The sequence below is a fragment of the Agarivorans sp. B2Z047 genome, assembly GCF_023373605.1.
Lineage (GTDB): Bacteria > Pseudomonadota > Gammaproteobacteria > Enterobacterales > Celerinatantimonadaceae > Agarivorans > Agarivorans albus.
Map to the genome: position 1 here is coordinate 2375499 of NZ_CP088080.1, position 22709 is coordinate 2398207.

Annotated in this window: 21 protein-coding genes; 15 read left to right on the forward strand and 6 right to left on the reverse strand. The window is 43.7% G+C overall.

Annotated elements, in window-relative coordinates:
• Positions 1 to 6 precede the first annotated feature (6 nt).
• The 6 genes from LQZ07_RS11005 (at position 7) to LQZ07_RS11030 (ending at position 4982) form a co-directional block, all read left to right on the forward strand.
• Positions 7 to 960, forward strand: a complete 954-nt coding sequence (locus LQZ07_RS11005) for an ABC transporter permease (RefSeq protein WP_194164128.1) — start codon at positions 7 to 9, stop codon at positions 958 to 960.
• Positions 957 to 1766: an ABC transporter permease gene (locus tag LQZ07_RS11010; protein ID WP_152782290.1), complete on the forward strand. Its 810-nt coding sequence runs from the start codon at positions 957 to 959 to the stop codon at positions 1764 to 1766. The genes LQZ07_RS11005 and LQZ07_RS11010 overlap by 4 nt, the downstream gene beginning before the upstream one ends.
• Positions 1741 to 3123, forward strand: coding sequence for an ABC transporter ATP-binding protein (locus tag LQZ07_RS11015; RefSeq protein WP_249483644.1), 1383 nt, complete (start codon positions 1741 to 1743; stop codon positions 3121 to 3123). The genes LQZ07_RS11010 and LQZ07_RS11015 overlap by 26 nt, the downstream gene beginning before the upstream one ends.
• A gap of 235 nt (positions 3124 to 3358) precedes the next feature.
• Positions 3359 to 3610 (forward strand): NIPSNAP family protein, encoded by a 252-nt coding sequence (locus LQZ07_RS11020; RefSeq protein ID WP_368666393.1) that lies wholly within the window; start codon positions 3359 to 3361, stop codon positions 3608 to 3610.
• A 274-nt stretch (positions 3611 to 3884) separates the two neighbouring features.
• Positions 3885 to 4379 (forward strand): ATP-binding protein, encoded by a 495-nt coding sequence (locus LQZ07_RS11025; RefSeq protein WP_152782291.1) that lies wholly within the window; start codon positions 3885 to 3887, stop codon positions 4377 to 4379.
• Between the two features lie 69 nt (positions 4380 to 4448).
• On the forward strand, positions 4449 to 4982 hold the full coding sequence (locus LQZ07_RS11030) for a cysteine hydrolase family protein (protein WP_152782293.1): 534 nt from the start codon (positions 4449 to 4451) through the stop codon (positions 4980 to 4982).
• Between the two features lie 64 nt (positions 4983 to 5046).
• On the opposite strand, the gene LQZ07_RS11035 is transcribed toward LQZ07_RS11030, so the two are convergent.
• On the reverse strand, positions 5047 to 6018 hold the full coding sequence (locus tag LQZ07_RS11035; RefSeq protein ID WP_152782295.1) for a glycosyltransferase family 2 protein: 972 nt from the start codon (positions 6016 to 6018) through the stop codon (positions 5047 to 5049).
• Between the two features lie 53 nt (positions 6019 to 6071).
• On the opposite strand from LQZ07_RS11035, the gene LQZ07_RS11040 reads away from it, so the two are divergent.
• The 6 genes from LQZ07_RS11040 (at position 6072) to LQZ07_RS11065 (ending at position 13030) form a co-directional block, all read left to right on the forward strand.
• A complete protein-coding gene (locus tag LQZ07_RS11040) occupies positions 6072 to 7466 on the forward strand; it encodes an O-antigen ligase (RefSeq protein ID WP_152782297.1) in 1395 nt (464 codons plus the stop codon).
• 149 nt (positions 7467 to 7615) lie between these two features.
• Entirely contained in the window at positions 7616 to 8620 is a 1005-nt protein-coding gene (locus LQZ07_RS11045) for a glycosyltransferase family 2 protein (protein ID WP_152782299.1), read from the forward strand.
• Positions 8620 to 9585, forward strand: a complete 966-nt coding sequence (locus tag LQZ07_RS11050) for a glycosyltransferase family 2 protein (protein WP_152782301.1) — start codon at positions 8620 to 8622, stop codon at positions 9583 to 9585. The genes LQZ07_RS11045 and LQZ07_RS11050 overlap by 1 nt, the downstream gene beginning before the upstream one ends.
• On the forward strand, positions 9572 to 10993 hold the full coding sequence (locus LQZ07_RS11055) for a lipopolysaccharide biosynthesis protein (RefSeq protein WP_152782303.1): 1422 nt from the start codon (positions 9572 to 9574) through the stop codon (positions 10991 to 10993). The genes LQZ07_RS11050 and LQZ07_RS11055 overlap by 14 nt, the downstream gene beginning before the upstream one ends.
• Positions 10994 to 11133: 140 nt before the next feature.
• Positions 11134 to 11850 (forward strand): acyltransferase, encoded by a 717-nt coding sequence (locus tag LQZ07_RS11060; RefSeq protein WP_152782305.1) that lies wholly within the window; start codon positions 11134 to 11136, stop codon positions 11848 to 11850.
• A 1-nt stretch (position 11851) separates the two neighbouring features.
• Positions 11852 to 13030: a glycosyltransferase gene (locus LQZ07_RS11065; protein ID WP_152782307.1), complete on the forward strand. Its 1179-nt coding sequence runs from the start codon at positions 11852 to 11854 to the stop codon at positions 13028 to 13030.
• Between the two features lie 16 nt (positions 13031 to 13046).
• Here the strand turns inward: LQZ07_RS11065 and LQZ07_RS11070 are convergent, their stop codons facing one another.
• Positions 13047 to 13652: a hypothetical protein gene (locus LQZ07_RS11070; protein WP_152782309.1), complete on the reverse strand. Its 606-nt coding sequence runs from the start codon at positions 13650 to 13652 to the stop codon at positions 13047 to 13049.
• A gap of 159 nt (positions 13653 to 13811) precedes the next feature.
• Between LQZ07_RS11070 and LQZ07_RS11075 the strand changes: the two genes are divergently transcribed.
• A complete protein-coding gene (locus LQZ07_RS11075) occupies positions 13812 to 14153 on the forward strand; it encodes a YajD family HNH nuclease (RefSeq protein ID WP_152782311.1) in 342 nt (113 codons plus the stop codon).
• A 312-nt stretch (positions 14154 to 14465) separates the two neighbouring features.
• Positions 14466 to 16550 (forward strand): elongation factor G, encoded by a 2085-nt coding sequence (fusA, locus tag LQZ07_RS11080; protein ID WP_016400532.1) that lies wholly within the window; start codon positions 14466 to 14468, stop codon positions 16548 to 16550.
• Between the two features lie 104 nt (positions 16551 to 16654).
• Here the strand turns inward: fusA and LQZ07_RS11085 are convergent, their stop codons facing one another.
• Entirely contained in the window at positions 16655 to 17080 is a 426-nt protein-coding gene (locus LQZ07_RS11085; RefSeq protein ID WP_152782313.1) for an RNA-binding S4 domain-containing protein, read from the reverse strand.
• A 150-nt stretch (positions 17081 to 17230) separates the two neighbouring features.
• On the opposite strand from LQZ07_RS11085, the gene LQZ07_RS11090 reads away from it, so the two are divergent.
• Entirely contained in the window at positions 17231 to 18151 is a 921-nt protein-coding gene (locus LQZ07_RS11090; RefSeq protein WP_152782315.1) for an alpha/beta fold hydrolase, read from the forward strand.
• A gap of 5 nt (positions 18152 to 18156) precedes the next feature.
• Here LQZ07_RS11090 and LQZ07_RS11095 read toward each other — a convergent pair whose 3' ends face one another.
• The 3 genes from LQZ07_RS11095 to LQZ07_RS11105 form a co-directional block, all read right to left on the reverse strand.
• Positions 18157 to 19062 (reverse strand): heparin lyase I family protein, encoded by a 906-nt coding sequence (locus LQZ07_RS11095; RefSeq protein WP_152782317.1) that lies wholly within the window; start codon positions 19060 to 19062, stop codon positions 18157 to 18159.
• 9 nt (positions 19063 to 19071) lie between these two features.
• Positions 19072 to 21096, reverse strand: a complete 2025-nt coding sequence (locus LQZ07_RS11100) for a methyl-accepting chemotaxis protein (RefSeq protein WP_152782319.1) — start codon at positions 21094 to 21096, stop codon at positions 19072 to 19074.
• 231 nt (positions 21097 to 21327) lie between these two features.
• On the reverse strand, positions 21328 to 22101 hold the full coding sequence (locus tag LQZ07_RS11105) for a family 16 glycosylhydrolase (RefSeq protein WP_152782321.1): 774 nt from the start codon (positions 22099 to 22101) through the stop codon (positions 21328 to 21330).
• Between the last annotated feature and the right edge of the window lie 608 nt (positions 22102 to 22709).

The window sequence follows — 22709 nt, forward strand, 5'->3', positions numbered from 1 at the left end:
TAAACGATGTTGTGGGATCTAGCTAAAAAGCGCTTATACCAACTTATTTTGGTTGCTTGGGGAGTGGGTACGCTGACTTTTGTATTGATGCGTAGCCTACCAGGAGACATGGCTTATAGAATTGCGGCCAGTCGCTACGGGCAGGATAACGTTGATTCAGCAGCGGCAGAACTTGTTCGCCAAGAATTAAACTTAGACCAAGGTTGGTTGAGTAGCTATGTTAGTTGGTTGTTAGACCTACTGCAGCTTAACTTAGGTAATTCACTGGTAAGTGGATTACCGGTTAGTGAAATGGTTTTGCATCAACTTGGCCATTCATTGCTGCTAGCAGGAGTTGGTATTGCCTTATCGATATTGATTGCGCTGCCTTTAGGTACCTTAACGGCTAAAGAAGTATTGAAGAAAAAAGGCGGCGTGATTAATTCGCTGGTGGTGTGGTTTTCTACCTTCACCCGGGCAATGCCAGTAATTGTATTGGGTTTGATACTAATTTTGCTGTTCGCCATTGAGTGGCAATGGTTCCCAGTAGCAGGTTACGGTACTTGGCAACACCTTGTTTTGCCAAGTGTAACCTTAGCGATTAGTTTAGCAGCGGTATCCAATCGGGTGGTTCACAATAGCGTAGGCAGGGTGCTTCGCTCACCCTTTTATCTATTCTCCCGAGTAAAAGGCTTAACCGAGAATCAAACCTTTTTTCGCCATGGTGTGAGAAATATGGCGGTGCCCGTTGTTGCTTTTATTGGTATTCAACTGGTGAGCGTGATTGAGGGGATAGTGATGATTGAGTCTCTTTTCTCTTGGCCTGGTGTTGGCCACGGGCTTGCCCACGCTATTTTTGCCCGCGATATTCCGGTTATTCAAGGCTGTGCCCTTACCATGGGGGTATTGTTTGTATTGCTAAATAGCCTGATAGATGTGTTGTGTTACTGGATTGATTCAAGAGGTCAGCTAGAAAAATGATGAAGCAATTAAATTTTAATCAAAAGCTTGGCTTAATTATTCTGCTTGGGCTGCTGGCGTTTTCGCTGTTAGTGGCTTGCTTGTCTCCGCATAGTATTGATGAGCAAAACTTAGCACAGCGTTTATTACTGCCAAGTGCTAACAATTGGCTGGGTACTGATCATTTTGGTCGAGATATGATGACCCGTTTAGCCAGTGCTATCGGCTTGTCATTTAGCTTAGGCGTGCTTTGTGTTGTTAGTGCATCTGTATTAGGTGTAACGCTTGGCGTTTGTTCTGCTTGGGCGGGAGGCCGAGTTGAGCAAGCTCTAGATGTGGTGGTGAATATACTACTCGCGCTACCTGGTTTGGTGTTGGTGTTATTACTTTCTGCACTGGCGCCGGGTTCATTTTTAGTGATGTACCTCGCTATCTCATTGGTGCAGTGGGTCGAGTACTATCGCGTAACCCGCGCAATTACGCGAACCATTGTCGATAGCCCCGAGCGGCAAGTTTCCGCCATGATGGGCTTTGGTAAATGGTATCAGTTTAAGCGTCACATTTGGCCAGCAGTTGCTCCGTCGGTATTTACCATGGCAGCCTTTGGCGCTGCGAATGCCATTTTAATGATGGCATCGCTGGGCTTTATAGCAGTAGGTATTCAACCTCCATTGGCTGAATTGGGCTTAATGAGTGTAGAGCTATTTCCGTTTTATATTGAAGCACCCTGGGTACTCGCTCAACCCTTACTCGTGGTTGCTCTATTGGTATTAGGTTTTCATTTATTAGCAGGAGCGAGCCGTGAATCTCTTAATTCAGCTGACTGATCTTTCGATTAATGCCAAAGAGCTTGAGTTGCTTCAACCCTTATCGCTTCAGTTATACCAAGACAAACCTTTAACTATTCTTGGCCAAACTGGCTCGGGTAAAAGCTTGTTGGCTCAAGCCATTGTGGGTTTGTTACCTAGCGAATTATCGCAACAAGGTAAGGTAGAAGTATTTGGTAAAGTTCATGAGCGGAAGTCACTCACCAGCCTTTGGGGCAAACAGGTAATAATGCTACCTCAAGAGCCTTGGCGCGCGCTTGACCCGTTAATGCCCGCTTATCAGCAAGTGTCTGAAGTTTATGAGTGTTTACACAATCTCGACGAAGAAACTGCATTCAATCGCGCGATAGAGGACTTAGACAGAGTCGGCTTGAAAAGTAGCGCCTTAAAACGCCCTGGGCAATTATCCGGAGGCATGGCGCAGCGTTTAGCGGTATCTGCGGCAACAGCTGGTGGAGCAAAATTGGTGCTAGCCGATGAGCCAACCAAAGGGCTTGATGTAAGCCGCAGAGACGACATCATTCAACTACTAATCAACAGTGCCAAGGGTGGTGGTTTGCTAACCATTACTCATGACATAGAAGTTGCACGCCAAATTGGCGGTGAGATTATTGTGATGAAAGAGGGGGAAGTGGTTGAACGGGGTAGTGCTGAGCAAGTATTGGAAAATCCTCAACACGCTTATACCCAATTGCTGATTGCCGCGGATCCACGCCACTGGCAACAGCGAGAGAAAAGCCAAATTGCTAAAACCCCAGTGCTCGAAACTAAGTGTTTAGCGATAGGTCGCAATGGTACAGCGCTGTCGAAGAACATCGATTTCACTATTCACACTGGCGAAGTGGTGGGAGTGGTAGGTGATAGTGGCTGTGGTAAAAGCACCTTAGGCGATACTTTACTGGGTTTACTTAAGCCGGTTGATGGCCAGGTAAACAAGTTAAAGAACGACGCTAAACCTTACCAATGGTTGAAGCTTTACCAAGACCCTCCTGCGGCAATTACCTCTAGTGTTTCACTTGGAGTATTGTTGGAGGATTTGCTCAAGCTGCATAAGGTAGAGCGCCAACGTGTGCCGGATTTAATGAACAAACTCAACTTGGCACCAGAGCTTCTCGCGCGCAGAAGCACCGAGGTGTCAGGGGGAGAATTGCAGCGCTTTGCAATTTTGCGTGCTTTGTTACTGGATCCGGTATTTTTGTTTGCCGATGAACCCACCTCTCGCTTAGACCCGATCATTGCAAAAGAGGTTACCGACCTACTAGTGGATTTGGCGAAACAACAAAGTTGTGCGCTGTTATTAGTAAGCCACGATCCCTATATGATAGAGAAGCGCTGCGATACCGTAGTGCGCTTGTAAGGTGAGTTAATTTACAGATAAGCGTACAAAGGCGGTTTTAGCTAAGCTGGGCCGCTTTTATGCGTTTTAGTGCTTCACGATTAAGTTACCCAGTTTTATTGGCCTAGAAGTGAGAGATCTAATCACCTGATTGGCTAATAAAAGAGGCTAAGTTTGCAAGGTCATATTAGCTAAGTCTTAGGCTCTCAACATTTTAAAGGAATTGAGCACAATGGTTACATGTTACATTTGATATATTATCGACCCTTTCAAACTATCTGAGTTTGAAGAGTATGCAAAAATGTGGATACCGCTGGTGAACCGACTAGGAGGGCAACATAACGGATATTTTCTACCTTCTGAGGGAGCAAATAACGTAGCTCTAGCGTTATTTACTTTCCCAAGTCTAGCGGACTATGAGGTGTACCGTAATAAGTCGTTAGGTGATCGTGAGTGTATTGAAGCATTTAAGTTTGCAGAAGATACTCGATGTGTTTTAAGTGTTTAACGTAGTTTCTTTAGGCCAGTATTTAGCTGATAGTATGTACCAATAACAAGGGATAAGCATGAAAGTACATTACCTTGAGGTCGTAACTCTAGATGTTGAATCTGTGTGTAATGCTTACGAGCTTTGCGATTTGTATACTTGGCTCAATTGAGCACGGTTTTTGGCAACTATAAATAATTGGCTGATTAGCTGTTTTGCACTTAACAAGCTAATTTAAATTTTGCCTATTTGATCTTATATTCCTCTCATAGAATAGATAAAAAGGATGTTGAAAATGGCTAGGCTAATTATAGTTTGCGGCGCAACAGGGGCAGGTAAGACAACCTATTCTCTTTCTATTTGTGAAGATATTGGCGCAGTTAAATTCTCGATAGATCCTTGGATGCAGACGCTGTTTGCTAAGGATATGGTGGAACTCGATTTCTCGTGGATGATGGAGCGGGTAGAGCGTTGCTACCAGCAAATATGGGAAGTGAGTGAGCAAATTTTAGCATTAGGTGGAAACGTTGTTCTCGATTTAGGTTTTACTACCAAAGCGCTACGAGACATTTTTGTAAATCATGCTAAGGCTTTGAAAATAAATGCTGAAGTTCACTACATAGAAGCAACGTCGGAAACACGCAAGCAGCGAGTCGCTAAACGCAATATGGAAAAAGACCCTAAAGTTTATTCCTTTGAAGTGACCGACATGATGTTTGACTTTATGGAAGGCAAGTTCGAGGTGCCTGATGACATGGAGTTAGAGCATGGCTGCAAGGTGAGCTTATAAATAGGTTTTGGGTTTTGCCGCGCGGCGAAGCTTACCCTAAAACGGTATTAGCGTAATTTAAGGATATTAATGAAATCTGCAGTATTGGTTATTGATGTTCAGTCGGTTTTATTCGACCCAGAACCTCAACCATATGAGTCTCAAGTGGTACTTAACAACATCAATCAAGTTACCAGTTTGGCGCGCGCAAAGTCTGTCCCGGTAATCTTTATTCAGCACGAACATGCCAATTCTGTCATTGAGTATGGAACCGAGGGCTGGGCATTGCAGTCTAGCCTAGTAACTCAAACGGGTGACCATTTTGTTCGTAAAAACACTCCCGATTCGTTTCTAAATACCAACCTTGAAGAGTTATTGATAGAGCTTGCCGTTGATAGCCTAATTGTGTGTGGCTATGCCTCTGAGTTTTGTGTGGATACCACTGTTCGCAGAGCGGCTGGTTTGGGTTATCCGGTAGTGTTGGTCTCTGATGCCCACACAACTCATGATAAAGAGCACGCAAGTGGCGCTCAGATTCGAGCCCACCATAACGCTACCTTAGCTAATATCTCTAGTTTTGGTGTAAAGATAGAAGCAATAGAGACAGCTAAGCTTTGGCCGTAACCGCAAGGTTTACGCTTTAAAACTGTTTTTAATTTAAATGCCTTAATAACAATAAAACCCTAGGTTATCTCAGCATTAACAAATTACGGGTGTCCGCTAAGGTTTCTATAACGCGTCGGCGATTTGGGGAATAGTAAAGAGCCTGAACTCTTGAGAATATTGCTGATAGTCGCAGGCTTTGTTCATTGTATAGCTCCGCTTCTGCGGTGGCGATGCGAGCTTTGGCTTGGGCTAAAGCTTTTGGTGATTGCTGTTTTACTGCTTGCGCATAGCGCTGATAGATAATGTGCATGGCTTTAATGCGTAGCTGACTTTTACTGCTTTCAGAACCATCGCGCATTAGGTATTCACAATCAACATGGTTGCTAATGCCAACAGGGCCTAGTAATGCCAACTTTAGCCACAAGTCCCAATCTTCTGCCGAGGGCAGTTGCTCATCAAAAGCGAAGCATTTTAGTAAGGCTGTGCGTGATGCCATTACTGTAGAGGTACCAACCACGTTTTCTGCAAACAAACTTGCTGCGGCATCGGCTTTAAGTTGGTAGCCCTTTTGTTGTTGGCTTAAGCCTAGGTAGCTTGGCCAAAACTCAAAGCATGTGCCTCGGTCTTCGCCATGTTCTCCCACATGACGGTAATCGGTAAAACTAAAGCTTAACTCAGGCTTTGCTTGATGAAATTCGATTTGGCGTTGTAGTTTGCCTGCCAACCAAATGTCATCGGCATCTAAAAAAGCAATAAGTGGCGCTTTAGCTTGTTGAATGGCGGTATTGCGAGCCACTGCTGGGCCTTTGCCGCTGAGTTTAATACTGCGTAGATGCGGTGTTTTTTGTTGTTGGTTTTGCAGCCATTGCCAGGTGCCATCGCTAGAGTTGTCGTCTACTACAATAACTTCCAGCTTATCTACGTTTTGTTGTTCAACGCTTGCTAAGGCTTGTTTTAAGTAGCTTAAACAATTGTAAGTAGGGATCACTACACTGCATACGGGTTGGCTATTCACTAAGTTAGGCATATCAATCTCCTGGATAGTAGCTGGCATTCAGCTTGCTTATACAGCTACATAAGCAAGCTAAATGCCAGAGAGTAATGTAGATGAAAGCAGCCTTAAAAAATCAAGACCATAGCGGAATGCGACTTAAGCCTTTAGCTTGGTCATTATTGGTTGTGGCGGCGGTAGCTCTAATTTGGTTAAAACTATCTAATCCCTTGATTCCAATAGCCTTAGGAGTTCTTCCTCTGCTTGTTGTAATGGTGATGAAACAACCTTTCTGGGTAGTGCTTGGCTTTGTTTGTTTCTCGTTTTTTCGTTTACACGAAGCTTTTCCAGCCTTGTATGTTTTACGCATTCCGCAATTATTGGCTCTTGCATCTTTAGCTTGTTTGGCTTGGCATTTATTCATTTCTCGCAAAATGCAAATCTACTGGAGTAAAGAATTAAGCTGCTTAATGTTGTTTGTAGCTTTGTGTGCAGTGGGGGTGATATTTGCCAGTAGCAGACCGACAGCAATGGCATATTTTAATGGGGTATTTAGCAAGATAGCATTAATGACTGTGGCGATTGCTTGGTTAATGCGTCGCCCCGAAGATTTTGAAAGAGCAGCCGTTGCCTTTTTTGTTTGTGGCTTAATGATTGCGACAGTTGCCTTACAAAATGCCGCCGCCGGTATAGAGATGGTAGAGGGTACCCGAGTAACCATTGGCCGCTCGATGGGGTCGGTATTAGGAGACCCAAACGACCTCGCCTTAACCTTGCAGTTTCCCTTAGGCTTTGCATTGGCCTTTAGCTTAAAGCGGGGTTTTTCGTTTACTCGCTTGCTGGCCATTGTATGTGCTGGAGCGATTATCTTGGCTATTTTGGCCACTCAAAGCCGAGGTGGACTGTTAGGCATTGCTACCATTTGTGCAGTGCTAGCATGGCGAAGAGTAGAAAATAAGGCGCTGCTAATTAGCGCCGGCGCCTTGGCATTACCGATATTGTTTATTCTGGCGGGGGTGTCGGAGCGTAGCTCGGGTGGGGCGGCCGAGTCGGGAATTGATGAGTCTTCGATGGGCCGAATTTATGCGTGGCAAGCTGCCTTTAAAATGGCTTTATATAACCCTATTACCGGGGTTGGTATTGATAACTTTTACGCTAACTACTATTTCTTCTCATCGCACTGGGACGGTAAGAATCATGCCGTTCATAGCACCTGGTTTGGGGTACTGGCAGAAACAGGCTTTGTGGGGTTTATTGTATTTTGCGTGCTGCTATTTAAAGTTTGTCGGCTCGCCCATCAAAATCTAAAGACCCTTGCACAACATGCCTCGAGTAAACATGCTGGCTTGTTCTCCTGCGCTGAAGGGGTGTTTGCGGGTATGTTAGGCACCATTGTTTCGGGCACCTTCCTTACTCAAGGCTTTACTTGGCCTATCTATATTTTTACTGCCTTAGTAGTGGCGATTGCTCAACTACTTCGCCAACCCATTGCAGAATGCAAAAGCCGCTAAACAAGCGTTCCTTGTTTCAGCTTTTCTGCTTTTATCTTGTTGAATTTAAATAACTAATAATGGATGGCCTAGCTTTTGCTCTAGTGTTGCTATGACCTGAATTCGAACTCGAAATAACGGGTCGAAGAATAGCAAAAGAGGGCATCGTCATGTTTAACGTATCTATTATTGTTCCTGTCTATAAATCTGAGCAGTACCTAGCAAGTTGTTTGAGCTCACTGGCCAAGCAAACGCTCGAACATGTTGAGGTAATAGTGGTTATTGATGCCTCTCCAGACAATTGCGCAGTGATTGCTGGTGAGTTTTGTATTCAATATCCAGAACGCTTTCGCAAAATTGTATTGGAAAAAAATGTGGGTGTGTCGATGGCTCGCAACATTGCCATGCAATCGGCGCAGGGTGAATACATTGGTTTTGTAGACAGCGATGATTATGCAGAGCCAAATATGTTTGAACTGATGTTTTGCAAAGCGCTCACAACCAATGCCGATGTGGTGAGTTGCCAAATGCGCTCTTTTGAAACGCATGCCTCTAGTGTGGAATACCACAACATTCCTACCAAAGAGTATTACGACGATACCTTTGTGACTAACAAGCTGTTTCGTCGTGTTTATCTGCTTTCCAAGCAAATTAATTTTTATAGCAATGTGATTTTTGAAGATGAACCTTTTGCGTATACCGCACGCTTTGCTACCGAGAATGTAGCAGAGGTTAATCAAGTGCTTTACAACTACCGAATGAGTCCAGAAGGCCTGTGCCGTGGAGATAACCACGGTCGATTCAACCTCTATGATAAGCAGTTGATGCTGGCAAGGTTTTTAGCCGATATGGAGCGCCGGGGCGCTATTGAAGATCATGCGGCGGAGCTGCTGCAGTGTTTAGCTAATCACGCTTTAAGCGCGCTTTATTATCATATTTCTGCTGTTGATTTGTTGGGCTTCTTTAGTTTTATCGACCATCTAGTGGGTAAGTACCGTTTGCTTGAGCGCTGCGCAGTTATTCCCCAAGACTACAAAGTAAGCCGCTACTTAAAATTTAGAGGCTCGGCAACACAAATTGTTTTACTGAGTTATTGGGTAAAGGTGCGCCAGTTCAAACAACAGTTTTCTGCAGGACTGTTATCGCCGAGTTTGAGTAGTGAAGGAGCTAAATAATGGAAAGTGTATTTGCTTCTCAGGTCAGTGTGTCGGTGGTGGTTCCGGTGTTTAATACCGAGCAATATTTATGGGAATGTTTAACTAGCTTAGTAAACCAGCAACTAAGTTCACTGGAAGTTATTGTGGTGATTGATGCTTCACCGGATAAGGCTTATCAACTAGCGACGCGTTTCGCTCAGCAATCCCATTTGGCAATTCGCATTGTTAAGCTAGATAAAAATGTAGGTTTAGCACAAGCACGAAACATTGGAATGAGCCACGCTAAGGGCCAGTATCTAGGGTTTTTAGACAGTGATGATTACGTAGATGAAAACATGTATCAGCATTTGTTTAATGAGGCCAGTGGGCAGCAAGCGGATTGGGTAAGTTGTGGTTTTAGTAAGTTTTCTGCCCACGGGGTAGAATGCTACGCCCATCAAAATATTAGCGAGAATACTTCGGTATGTAACAAGCTATTTCGTCGAGAGTTTATTTTTGAGCATCAAATAGTATTTCCGCAAGGAGAGTTATTTGAAGATGAAATTTTCTCTTACATGGCCGAATTGTTCGCAGATACCGTGGTGCATATCGAGCAAGCTTACTACTTTTATCGGCATAATCCGCAGGGCATTTGTCGACGCGCTGGCGCTGATAAACATCGTTTGTATGCACGTATGTCATCTATTGGCGATTTTATGCAGCGCATGGAGCAAAGCAAGTTGTTGCCTAAAGCTGCGCCGCTGTGTTTGGAAATGCTTTGTCGGCATGCTTATTTGCAGTTAAGAACCCAAGTGAGTTGGTTCGATTTACTCTGTTACTGGCGCTTTACCCAGCACCTCATCGAAAAATATCAGCTAAACAACAGTGACTCGCAAACCCAAGATAATTATTTTGTAAGCAGTTTTAGTAAATGGCAAAGCCGAGAGTGGGCTCTTTGGTTAATTCGCATTCGAGCGGGGAGAGCCAATTATGCTGTGGAATAAACTTAAGCAAGCTCGCCAGTCCTTACAGGAAATGGGTATATACGGCGTACTCATGATTCTGCAAAAAGGCATTGGCTTAATGATGCTGCCAGTCACCACGCGCTATTTGAGTTTGCAAGAATACGGCGTGTTAGAAAGTCTTGTAGTGATTTTTTCTCTGTGTTCGTTGTTAGAAATAAGTGCAGGTGCTTTGCCACGTTTTTACCCAGAGTGTAAAGATGTCGCAGCTAAAGCGAACCTTATTTCGTCTTCTGTTTTATTAAGTTTGAGTTACGGCCTGGTGCTAGCCGTATTGGCAGGATCAGCACTAGCCCTAGTACCGCTAGAGGTGTTCTCTCAGTTAAGTCTTATTCAGTTAGCTGGCGTTTCTGCGGTTATTGCTTTATCCATTTCTTTGCAGCCTATTATGATGTGGCTGCGCATTGAGCGCCGCGCTGACAGTTATTTTTATTTAGTTGTGGCGCAAGCGAGTTGCCAAGTAGTGATGACTTTATTTGGTTTGCAGCAAGGCTGGGGAATGGATGCGGTGATTGTTGCTAGCGTTTGTGCCAATGCTTTAGGTTTAAGTATTGGTTTGTGGTTTTGCCGCAAACAGCTGAAGTTGAAGTTAGATCTTGCTCTTGCCAAATTAACCTTAAGTTATCAACGCTGCTTAATTGGCGCTTCGCTCGCGCTATTCATTATGCATGGTTTAGATCGGCTGCTACTAGCAGAGTGGTTAGGCGCAGAAACGTTAGCCCAGTACGCCATTATGATTAAAGTGGTAGAGGCCACGGCCATGGCATTTGGTGTATTAGAAAGCTGGTGGTTACCACGCCGGTTTACGGTGTTACAACAAAGCAATGGCGTAAATGAAGTGAGTGTGATTCATCAGCGCTTGCTGCTCGCGGTGATGTTATTGATTTTGTCTGCTGCGTTATTTGCCCCCATAGTGCTTAAGTGGGTGCTACCAATAGAATACTTAGGTGGCATTGAATGGTTGCCTTTAATGCTATTGGCGCTGGGCTTTAAACTAGCCACTGCAGTAACCGATATTGGTTGCTACCTACCAAATAGCCCTGTTTGGCTGCCGCGGATTAATGCTTTGTCTGCGGTGATGGCGATAGGTTTGTATTACCTACTTATCCCTAAGTGGGGTGTTTGGGGGCTGATTGTGGCTACCAACAGTGTTTTTGCTTTACGCTTTATATTGTTCACCGCACTGAGCTTACGCTTACAGGCCTTGCCTTATAAAGTAGCTGTGCTGCTCAGCGCTTTACTCCCTCCTTTAGGTTTGCTTTTAATCGTTCCGTTTATGGCGGCTTCTATCTGGACCTCTCTATTACCGGCCATTGGCTTAAGCTGGTTGCTGCTATGGGCAATGCCATTGGTAAAGCCCAAAATGCATTTTAAGAAGGCATATGCTTGAGCCCCAAAGAGCGAATTGCAAACTGCAACTCGCTCTTTGTTTTTCTTTGTAAGTCATTGAATAAATTAGTTTTAGTTTATTGGCATAAATGCTGCTATCTACAGTTTAAGACAACACATCTACTGTTATAGGGGAATTATATGAGCAGCATGTTTTTTCATCATACTAAGCATTGGCTAAAAAGCAGTGACTCTGCCGTAGCAAAAAATCTATTTAGGTTTTTGAAGGCGCTAAGGTTATGTCAGCTACCTAAAGTGCCTTTGTTGTTCTCGGTGCTTTACCGCCTTCATACCAGTTTATCTAATGCTTTGAGCAGCGTGCTGCGCATATTGTGGTGGACGCCTTTGTTTAGAAGTAAAACCAGCGGCCCTTCTCAGGCCTTGTATCTATATGGTGGAATGCCACTTATTAGTGAAGGCCTAAATATTGAATTAGGCAATCGCTGCCGAGTTTCTGGGGCGACCACCTTTAGTGGACGAAGCAGTGCTGAGCCCGCGTTATTAAAGATTGGCGATAACGTGGATGTTGGCTGGCAAACCACCATTGCCGTTGGCAAGCAAGTTATCTTGGGAAACAACGTACGTTTAGCTGGGCGCTGTTTCATTGCTGGCTACCCAGGTCATCCTCTAAACGCAGAGCAACGAGCTGCTGGCTTGCCCGAGCTAGATGAGCAGGTTGGCGACGTTATTCTTGAAGACGACGTGTGGTTAGCTACCGGTGTATCAGTTATGGCTGGGGTAACTATTGGTAAAGGTACAGTGGTTGCTGCAGGTAGCATTGTGACGAAAAGTTTACCAGCTGGTGTTTTGGCCGCAGGTGTGCCCGCCAAAGTCATTAAATCGATTGAGGAGAAATAATATGAAACACGATCTCATAGTATTTGGTGAAGATTGGCAACGCCACCCAAGTAGCAGCCAGCACGTAATAACCGAACTGGCTAAAAACCACCGTATTCTTTGGATTAATTCTATTGGTTTACGTAGGCCACGCTTGAGCCTGCGAGATGCTAAAAGAGTACTAGAAAAAATGAAGTCGATGTTTGGTGCGACCAAAGATAACGCAAATGCTCAAGACTCTGCAGAAAAAGTATCAGCTAAAAAGCCGGCCAATATTCATGTATTGTCGCCAATAGCCTTGCCCGCACCACGCAGTCGTTTTTTTCGCTGGCTTAACCGCTGCTTGTTAAAAGCTCAGGTAAATAAACAAGTTAAGCGCCTTAAGTTAACTAACCCTGATCTTTGGATTGCCTTGCCAACAGCAGTAGATATGTTGGGCCATCTAAACGAGCGGCAGGTTATTTATTACTGTGGCGATGATTTTAATGCACTAGCTGGCGTAGATCACCAACATGTTACTGAGTGTGAAAAGCAGTTAGTTGAAAAGGCTGACCATGTGCTGGTGGCTAGCGATATGCTGTTGCGTAAGTTCTCTAAGCAACCACATCTGGCTTTGAAAACCCGTATTTTACCGCACGGGGTAGACTATAACTTGTTTGTTCGCCCTTCGAGCCCAGCGCCATCTATTTTACAAGGCGGTCCGGTTGCTGGTTTTTATGGCTCTATAGCAGCTTGGTTAGATATCCCTTTAATCGTTAAAGTCGCTAAGGCTTTACCCGAATGGCGTTTTGTATTTATTGGCCAAGTGCAAACTGATATTTCTGCTTTTAAACAAGTAGACAATATAGAAGTGTACCCGGCAGTAGCCCATAGTGAACTACCCCGTTATGTCCAGCATTGGCAGGTATCTTGGTTACCTTTTAAAAGCTGTAAGCAAATAGCTTCTTGTGACCCACTTAAGTTACGTGAGTATTTGGCCGCGGGGCGCCCCATTGTAAGCACGCCTTTCCCTGCGCTTAAACCTTACGCAGGCATGGTGACGCAAGTTGAAGAGCCGTTTCAAATGGTTCAAGCGCTGCAAGACAGCTTAGATACGCCTTCGGCATTGCAGCATCGTAGAACCTCTTTTCAACGAATGAGTGTGCGTTCAGAAAGCTGGGGCGAGCGAGCTAAGCAGGTGCACCAATTGTTGTCTTGTTAATTTAAAAAGTGTTGCCTTAGGCAACACTTTGTTGGTCTTGTTTATGAGAGTTTGCTGCAGGGAGTGGATCTGATGAAGTGGCGGTCGCATGTTTACCCGCTACTTTTGAATTGGAACGTGCAACAAACTCGCCGCCACAACCGGGATGAGTTAACCCAGTGGCAACTTCATTGTGTTTATTGTGCTGCCAAAATTGCTCAACAATGTTTAATGAAGAATCTATAACCTCTACATCTAAAGAGTCGCAGCAAACACACCTCGCTTTATTTGCCCGTTGTCTGGCAACATCAAGTTCTGCACCTAGGGTTAGTAAGTTTTCTACAGAGCGACGGCGCACTCTACGAAGCTTGCGATTAAGTAACCGTTGCCAGTAGTTAGTTTTCAGGGTTTTCTCTAAGGCAGATACTTGCCTAACCAGTTCGCCCATTTCTTTGATTATCAGGTTACTATCTCTCAATTCTTCGGCAGTTACTAGCGCTTCACACTGTTTGCACCAACCCATGGTTCTGCGTAGTGGCAGTTCTAATCCGTTATACAAAAATACTCGCCAGCCGTTTACTTTGTCGGTGGTGGTGCTGCATTCACAACGATTACAGTGTACTTGAGTTAACGATTTATCCATGGCTGGTCCCTTAGCGCAATTAAGCTTAGTGTGGTTTATTTTTGATAAATATGAAAGCGCTTACCCAAGTTTCTGTTGCTGAAAAAAACAAGCCCGCTTAGTTGCGTGTTTTAGCTGTGCTGATGTTATAGTGTTTGGCAAAAATAGCTGGAGCAGAGAATGGCTAATATTCCAAATAATTACGCAAGCCTTGAACAAGGTTACCGCGAGAAAGCGTTGAAACTATTCCCTTGGGTTTGTGGGCGATGTGCACGTGAATTTCCTTACTCTAATTTGCGCGAATTAACCGTGCACCATATCGACCACGACCATACCAATAACCCAAACGATGGGTCTAACTGGGAGCTGTTATGTTTGTACTGTCATGACCATGAGCATTCTAAATATACCGAAGCTGCTCAATACGGCTCAACAGTAGAAGCCGGTAGTGATTTAAAGCAAGAAGTGGCAACCTCAAACCCGTTTGCTGATCTTAAAGCAATGATGGATAAAAAGAAGTAATGCTAGCCTAAGCTACCGCTAACAAAGGTGGTGGTAATAAGGGCAATAATCCGGTTGCGCTAACGATTAAGCCAACTATGCTGATTATTGGGTAGGGGAGTTATACTTTTTTTGTTGAGTGAGCAGAAAATACTAATTTAAGTGAAAACCCGTGGTTAACAGGCTTGCGGCTAGTTGTTGACACTAATTAAAGACACTTTTTTAAAGAAATTTCGCAATAAATCGCTCAAATACAGTTCACCCTCTCGCCTTGTGCGACAGTAGTGGTATACTCCCCGCGAATTTGAAAAACAATTGAATTAGAGTTGAACAATGGCTGATTTATCAAAATATAGAAATATTGGTATTTTTGCTCACGTTGATGCAGGTAAAACTACCACAACTGAGCGTATCCTAAAACTTACTGGTCAGATCCACAAAACTGGTGAAGTACATGACGGTGAGTCTACTACTGACTTCATGGAACAGGAAGCTGAGCGTGGTATTACTATTCAGTCTGCAGCAGTAAGCTGTTTCTGGAACGACCACCGCTTCAACGTTATTGATACTCCTGGACACGTTGACTTCACTGTTGAAGTATACCGTTCACTTAAAGTACTTGATGGCGGTATCGGTGTATTCTGTGGTTCTGGTGGTGTTGAACCTCAGTCAGAAACTAACTGGCGTTACGCTAACGAATCAGAAGTTGCTCGTATCATCTTCGTAAACAAATTAGACCGTATGGGTGCTGACTTCTACCGCGTAGTTAAGCAAACTCAAGACGTACTAGCTGCTAACCCACTAGTTATGGTTCTACCTATCGGTATCGAAGACGACTTCGTTGGTGTTGTTGACCTTCTATCTGAAAAAGCTTACATCTGGGATGACACAGGTCTTCCTGAGAACTACGAAGTTACCGATATCCCAGAAGATATGGTAGAGAAGGCAGCTGAATACCGCGAAATGTTGGTTGAAACTGCAGTTGAGCAAGACGAAGACTTAATGATGGCTTACATGGAAGGTGAAGAACCTACTATTGAGCAACTTAAAGCGTGTATCCGTAAAGGTACTCGCGATATGTCTTTCTTCCCAACTTACTGTGGTTCTGCATTTAAAAACAAAGGTATTCAATTAGTACTTGATGCTGTTGTTGATTACTTGCCAAACCCAACTGAAGTTGATCCTCAACCTCTTATGGATGACGAAGGCGAAGAAACTGGCAACCACGCTATTGTTTCTGCTGACGAACCACTACGCGCGTTAGCATTCAAAATTATGGATGACCGCTTTGGTGCGCTTACCTTCGTACGTATCTACTCGGGTGTGTTGAACAAAGGTGACACCATCCTTAACGCGTTTACTGGTAAAACAGAGCGTGTTGGCCGTATGGTAGAAATGCAAGCTGACGACCGTAATGAATTAACTAGCGCTCAAGCTGGTGACATTATTGCTATCGTAGGTATGAAGAACGTTCAAACTGGTCACACTTTATGTGATCCTAAGAGCCCTTGTACCCTAGAGCCTATGGTATTCCCAACGCCAGTAATCTCGATTGCTGTTGCACCTAAAGATAAAGGTTCAACTGAGAAAATGGGTATTGCTATCGGTAAAATGGTTGCAGAAGATCCTTCTTTCCAAGTTGAAACTGACGAAGATTCAGGCGAAACCATCCTTAAAGGTATGGGCGAACTTCACCTAGACATTAAAGTTGATATCTTGAAGCGTACTTACGGTGTAGACCTAGTTGTTGGTCAACCTCAGGTTGCTTACCGTGAAACTATTACTCAAGCGATTGAAGATAGCTACACGCACAAGAAACAGTCTGGTGGTTCTGGTCAATTCGGTAAGATTGATTACCGCATCAAGCCTGGTGAGCCTAACTCTGGTTTCACGTTCTCTTCAACCGTTGTTGGTGGTAACGTACCTAAAGAATTCTGGCCTGCAGTTCAAAAAGGCTTCGAAGTGATGATGGAAACTGGTCCACTAGCTGGCTTCCCATTACTAGATATGGAAGTAGAATTGTACGATGGTGCTTTCCACGCAGTGGATTCATCAGCAATTGCTTTTGAAATTGCAGCTAAAGGCGCTTACCGTCAATCTGTACCAAAAGCTGGCCCACAACTTCTTGAGCCAATCATGAAGGTTGACGTATTCTCTCCAGAAGATCACGTTGGTGATGTTATTGGTGACTTGAACCGTCGTCGTGGCATGATTAAAGACCAAGAAGCTGGCGTAACTGGCGTACGTATTAAAGCTGACGTACCACTAGCAGAAATGTTCGGTTACATTGGTTCTCTACGTACTATGACTTCTGGTCGTGGTCAGTTCTCTATGGAATTCTCGCACTACGCTGCTACTCCACAAAACGTGGCTGAAGCGGTAATCGCAGAAGAAAAAGAACGTCAAGCTAAGAAGTAAGCTTACTACTTAGTAAAAAAGCCGCTCATTGAGCGGCTTTTTTTATGTTTGTGTTTATTAAAAAGCAGCCTTTGGCTGCCTTTTTATTTCTAGGCACTTAGCTACTAGAACTTGATTGAGTGGCGACCTGTTTTGGTATTTCGTTGAGCTTGCTTTTCGTTAGGCTGCTTGGCAGCTGTTGGTTTTTGGCTAGGCTTGCTTGCTTTATTTCCCTTGTTTTTCTGCTTGTTTGAACCTTTCTTCACTGCGCTTTTAGGCTCTGGCTCAGTAATAGGCTGATCACAAACAACATATAAAAACTGACCGTTAAACTCGATGATGTCATCAGCATACACCTTCTTGCGTTTACGCTGCTCGAGTTCACCGTTAAGCCCAACATAACCTTCTGCTATGGCCATTTTTGCTTCGCCGCCGCCATTCACCAAATTGCCTATCTTTAATACTTTGTAAAGCTCGATAGGCTGTTCATCCACATATACTTCGGTGGCTTCTACTTCAATTTCTTCTGGTGAATCTTCTGGGTTAGTCATTTTTAATGCCATGGGGAGGAAGAGCCCAGATTATGGCGATGTGCTGGGGATGGGTCAAGTTTGAGCTAGTGTAATCGAATGTGAAATTTACTTGGTGGTTTCACTTTCTAGTGTTTTAGTGACTGTTTATTGCTTTGGTGTTGCCTGATTATGGATTTTAGCTTCTTAATGAAGAGAGTGATGTTGTGTTTGGGTCTAGCGGCTGGACTGTGTACATTGCAAGCCTGTAGCCCAATGCCTAGTGCGATAAAGCAACAACAGCAGTTTATTCAAACTGATTTGTTAACTAATCCCAATATCGAACACTATCAACTTACTGCGGATAATTTTTCTTTGAACGTACACGCTAATGGGCGGGCAGAGCAAGCAGTGATGGTATGGATCCACGGTACGCCTGGGTCTTGGCAAGACAGCGCTTACTTGATTACAGAGCCTTCTTTAACTAGCAAAATACGCGTGGTTAGTTTTGATAGGCCGGGCTGGGGATTGTCGCAATATCAAGACCAAGCTAAACCTGTTGCTAACATGCAGGCTCAAGCGAAGCTGATTTCACCTCTCATTCAACACTTAAAGCAAAAGTACCCTGAACTGCCGCTAATTCTTGTAGGGCATTCTTGGGGCGCGTCCTTAGCGCCTATTATTGCCGAGCATAACCCCCAGCAAATTGATGGTTTGTTATTGTTGGCTGGTGGAATGAGTAAACAGCTTACTCAAGCGCGTTGGTATAACAAGTTTGCTAGAAGTGGTGTAGGGCACTATTTATTGTCTTTATCTGATATGGGGAAACAACTAAACCAAGCTAATTTAGATATGTTTGCCCTGCAAAATGGCTTAGCTGATTCGCCCGAGCGTTTAGCTTCGCTTAAAATACCTGTGGTGTTAGTACAAGGTGGTAAAGACCATTTGGTTGATCCCAAAAATGCTGATTTTGCCGAGCAATACTTACCAGCCCAACACTCCAAAGTTATTCGCCTAGCGGAACAGGGGCACTTTCTGCAAGTTGAGCAAGTTGAATTAATTAGCCGCTGTACTTATGCCTTGGTAAATAACAAGCTGAATGACTGTGGTTAAGCCCGCTAGTTTGTAGCAAATTGCTTGATGCTAAAGTTAGCAAAGTCTACAAGTACACTTGGTTTAAGTTTGTTTGCTTCAACAAATGAGCGATAAATTCCCCATTTAGGGCGAACAAAATGTTGTTGGTTAAGGCCTCGCCACATGTCTAGCTTGTCTTCGCGAAAGTTAAATATTTCTGCTCCATCGCTTAAGCGAACGAGTGTTAAGCTGAACCAACCGAGTTCGCTGTATTTGGCTTGAACCTTGGCTTCTAGCCACTCTCCTTGAATCAAGTCCCAATCTGCTCTTGCTAGAATACGAGTTTGGCGTAATGGGCTATGTCTTACTTCTATGCCTGCTTTACCACTGCGAGTATTTCCGGTTAACGTAATAATTGGCATTGAATCTTCACCGCCAACGGCTTTTAGTTGAAACAAATGGGTGAACTTGTTGGTCACCTGCATGTCATTACTAACGCGAAACTTCCAACTGTATGAGAAGTGACTGCCTCGGTAGCCTTTTAGCGCGTCTGCTGAGCCGCCATAGACTTTAATTTCATTGCGTTGCCTATCGATATACTTTCCTTTATTGCCATCTAAATCTCGGTGCAAAATAAAGCGAAAATAGGGACCGTATAGCTTGTCTGTGTGCTCTTGTATATGGAGCTCCCCTTGGTGGTCGTTTTTAAAGCGATCTGGTGATTCTATGGCGTTCTTGCCAAACTGCTGACGAATTAGCTGGTAAGCGGATTGTCCATAGTCTGGGCCATCAGCATCCAAGTTAGCACTTGCTAAAACTTGCTTGTTTTCTGGATGTAGCGCTTGGCTCTGCAAATCATCGTTAAGTTTGCTGGAGCTACAGGCAGTTAAGACAACCAACATCGCCGCAGATAGCCCGGTTTTTGTTAGCGTATTTATTATTGGTTTCATCACAATATGCTACTGGGTCACAATTTGATTGTTTGCAGGCAAGTATTCTTTGAGTTTGAAAATAGCCAGTTGCCCGAGTTGTTGCTCAGATTTGGCTTTTAATGATTCGCTCGCTTGTTCATTGTGCTCTGCATCTTTGTGGGCAGAGTGGCCTAGCTCCACAATCTTTTGTACGTTGTTGGCTACTTGTGAAGCCACTGCCATCTTCTCTTCAGCTGTTGTTGCAATTTGCTGGCTGTAGGCGCGAATTTGTTCCAGCATAACGGCTATATTCTCCAGCTGTTGATCACTTTGCTCAGCTTGGCTTAAGCACTCTAACACCATGGTTTCGCCCTGTTTCATTAAGTCTACGGCTTCGTTTGCACCTTTTTGCAAACCTTCAATAACGTTAAAGATCTCTGTCGTCGAATTTTGAGTTCGGCTTGCAAGGTTACGCACTTCATCGGCAACAACAGCAAAACCACGGCCTTGTTCACCGGCTCTTGCGGCTTCAATGGCGGCATTTAGTGCAAGTAGGTTAGTTTGCTCTGCAATACCTTGAATCACATCGAGTATTGAGCCTATATCATCAGAGCTTTGCTTAAGCGTATCAACTTTCTCTGCTGCATTAAGAATGGTTGTTTTTAGCTGTGTAGTTGTTTTACGGGTGGTGTGGGCGGCTTGTCGTCCTTGCTCTGTTAGCGCCGACACATCTCCAATATCATCGCGTGAGGTATTGGCTTGTTGGGATACGTCTTGTACTCCTTGTTCCATGGCTTTTACCGCACTGGCTACTATGTCGGTTTGTGCGCGTTGTTCGGAGATAATTGAGCGAGAGTGTTGGCTTGCATTTAAGCCAGATTCGGCGCTGTTCTCTAGTTGTTTTGCACTGTCTACCATTGAACCGATAACTTGGTTAAATTGCTCGGTAAGTGAGTTTAACTGGCGCGCTATTTGGCCAAATTCATCTTGGCGTTCGACGGTTATTTGCTGGCTAAAGTCGCCTTCAACTAACTGTTTCATTTGCTGTAAAGTACGCTTCAATGGCCCTTTAATACTTGATGTGACACTCCATGCAACCAGTACCGATATGCTTAATGAGGCAAGCACTACGGCAATCATGGTGCTAATGGCACTTTGTGATTTTTCACTTGCTTGGTTTTTCGCTTCGGCAATGATTAACGATACCGTGCTACTGGCGAGAGTAAGTTGATTTAAAGCTTCCGCAGTTTGGGTGTTAATTTGCTTAAAGTTGTCTTGCTGCTGCTGGGTTAAACGTACGAGGCGATCTATTTCGCTGAACAAGCCTTGTGAGTTTAACGATTTATTAAGTAATACAAAATAGTTAACTACGTTCTCAATATCATCTTCAATATAGAACTCTAACTCGTCACGTTTTTCAATCATACTGGCATAGAGTTTCTTTAATTGCTGCATTTGTTGGCTGGTTTGCTCAGGCGTTTTTGCATAAAACGCTTCGTCTAACTGGCGCTCTAACACTACACCATCAGCTTGTAAATCAACGGCAATCCAGTGCGCATCGCCGTCTACTGATTCTGCAATCTGTTCGAGGTCTTCATTGTATCCACTCCATTGTTGCTTAAAATCACGGCGTAGGTTTTCAACAGACTTATTAGCTACTAACCATTGTTGATGGCTCTCAAACTGCCTGTTGGTTGCGCTAAATGTTGCTTCTGCATTTGCCTCTATTGGGCCGAGTAAATTATGTAGATCGGGATATTTTTCAGTAAGTAACAATAGCTGTTGGTAGTTATCTTGGTAACTACTTATATAGCTAGACGCTTGGTTTTCTAATTGGCTTAGTTGTTCTTGGGACTCAGTATTGCTGTGCAAGCCAATCACCCAGGCAGTGTTTAGCAGCAGGCCCGATAGGCGATTAGTTAGCTCTGCAGTGGGGGTGAGGCGGTCGACAGTTTCATTAAGTTGTGCTTCTAGGTTGCGTATGTTTATTTGGCCAATCAGCGCTACTGCAATGAGTAAAACAAATAGAATTGCAAAACCGCTTAGTGTTCTCATCACTACTGAAATTTGCATATGCCATCCTTAGCGTTTAGTCGATTTTAGTCTGTTTATTACGCAATGTATTTTTGTTGTTATGATATTACAATAATGTTGTGCTATGGATGTGATTCGACTAACACTTATGTTATGAAAGGCAAAAATTTAAGAGAACTAACGCAGAGACTTTAGGACTTGTGTGCTGAGTAAATAGATGAACTTGGGCCAAAATCGGCAAGCTTAAATAAAGCCTGCCGATAGCTGAGTTTATTTTGGTGTGTATTCTAGGTAATCGTAGTAGGCCCAGTTGTTTTGATAGAAATACTCTTGTGGGAAGTACATTGCATCTGCAGAGTTGTCGCCGTGCCAATGGTTGATCATTATGCGAGTTGGATCCACAGGCCATGCGTATTGTGGAACCTCATTTGCGGCAACATAGCCATCCCCATTGTCTTTGTACAGGCTACGAATGATGCGAGTATTTCCTGAAGAATCTATCAAGTACCAATCGATTTTCCAGCTAGACCAATCGAAGCCGATATGGATTAGGTCTTGATGTATGTTTAGACCATATTGGCCTAAATCAATATCCAGTTCCCAGCTTTGGTATTGGCCACCTTGTGGTTGGTAGATAAGGTTGGTATGTACAACGTTGCCAAGGCTAGGTAAAAACTCGATGTCTATTTCTTGCCAAGCTCGCCCAGGCACATCGTGCCATGAAGTGTAGGTAAATATAGAGGATACAGTACCTTTGGCATTTCCTGTTTTGAGGCTAGATTGAACCTTGCCATAGCTTAGTAAGGATTTGGTTCTAAGCTCGGCACATTGATTTGGTGCTACGTTTAGGGTGATACCATGGGAGCTTGGTGAGATTTTAGACGGAGTAAACTTACAACCAAAAGGGCTGCCATTACTGCCATCACGGGCTTGCCAAATACTAGCGTTGTATCCCCAGCTAAAATCATCTTTAAAATAATTAGCGTAGGATGGCGTTATTGTTGCTACGGAAATTGCTACTGCAAATATAGAACTAACTTTCATTTTTATCATATTCCTTATGTGGAGTTTATTGTTTTTATTAACAATTTTGCTTCTGTCTAAGTGATGTCAAAATGTATAAGCATCTCGATTTAACAGCACTTGGGACTTGGGTTGGCAATGCCTAAACTGATGAAGTGTTAGCGTGTTAAAAAGCCAAATAGCTAACTTAGTGGGCAAACAGGTGATAATAGAAACTACCCACTTAATAGGGTTAAATTCTGTAAATAAGCTCATTAGCTGTCCTTGGCTATTCATAAATCCTTAACAATTGATTAATACTTTTATCTTGAACGCTTGGTAATACAATTGTTGTTTTATTAGGCTGTGACAGTTTTAACGATTAAGTCCGCTTGTCTGAAATACCATCAAAAAATTTAGTTTTTACTGAGCATTAAAGATGCAGCGATGCAGACAAAGGCGTGAAGAGTTGGCTTAAACAGCAGTTTGGTAGCAAAACCTGAGTAGAACTAATTAGTGAGTTAGTTGGGGTTATTAGCCAATGTGTGGATTAATGTTCTTAGGCCTTATGATTTATTAGATTTACTTGCTATTTATTTCGCAAATTGATGTGAATCAATTTCATCATCAAGTGGTCAGAGTAGTCTAAA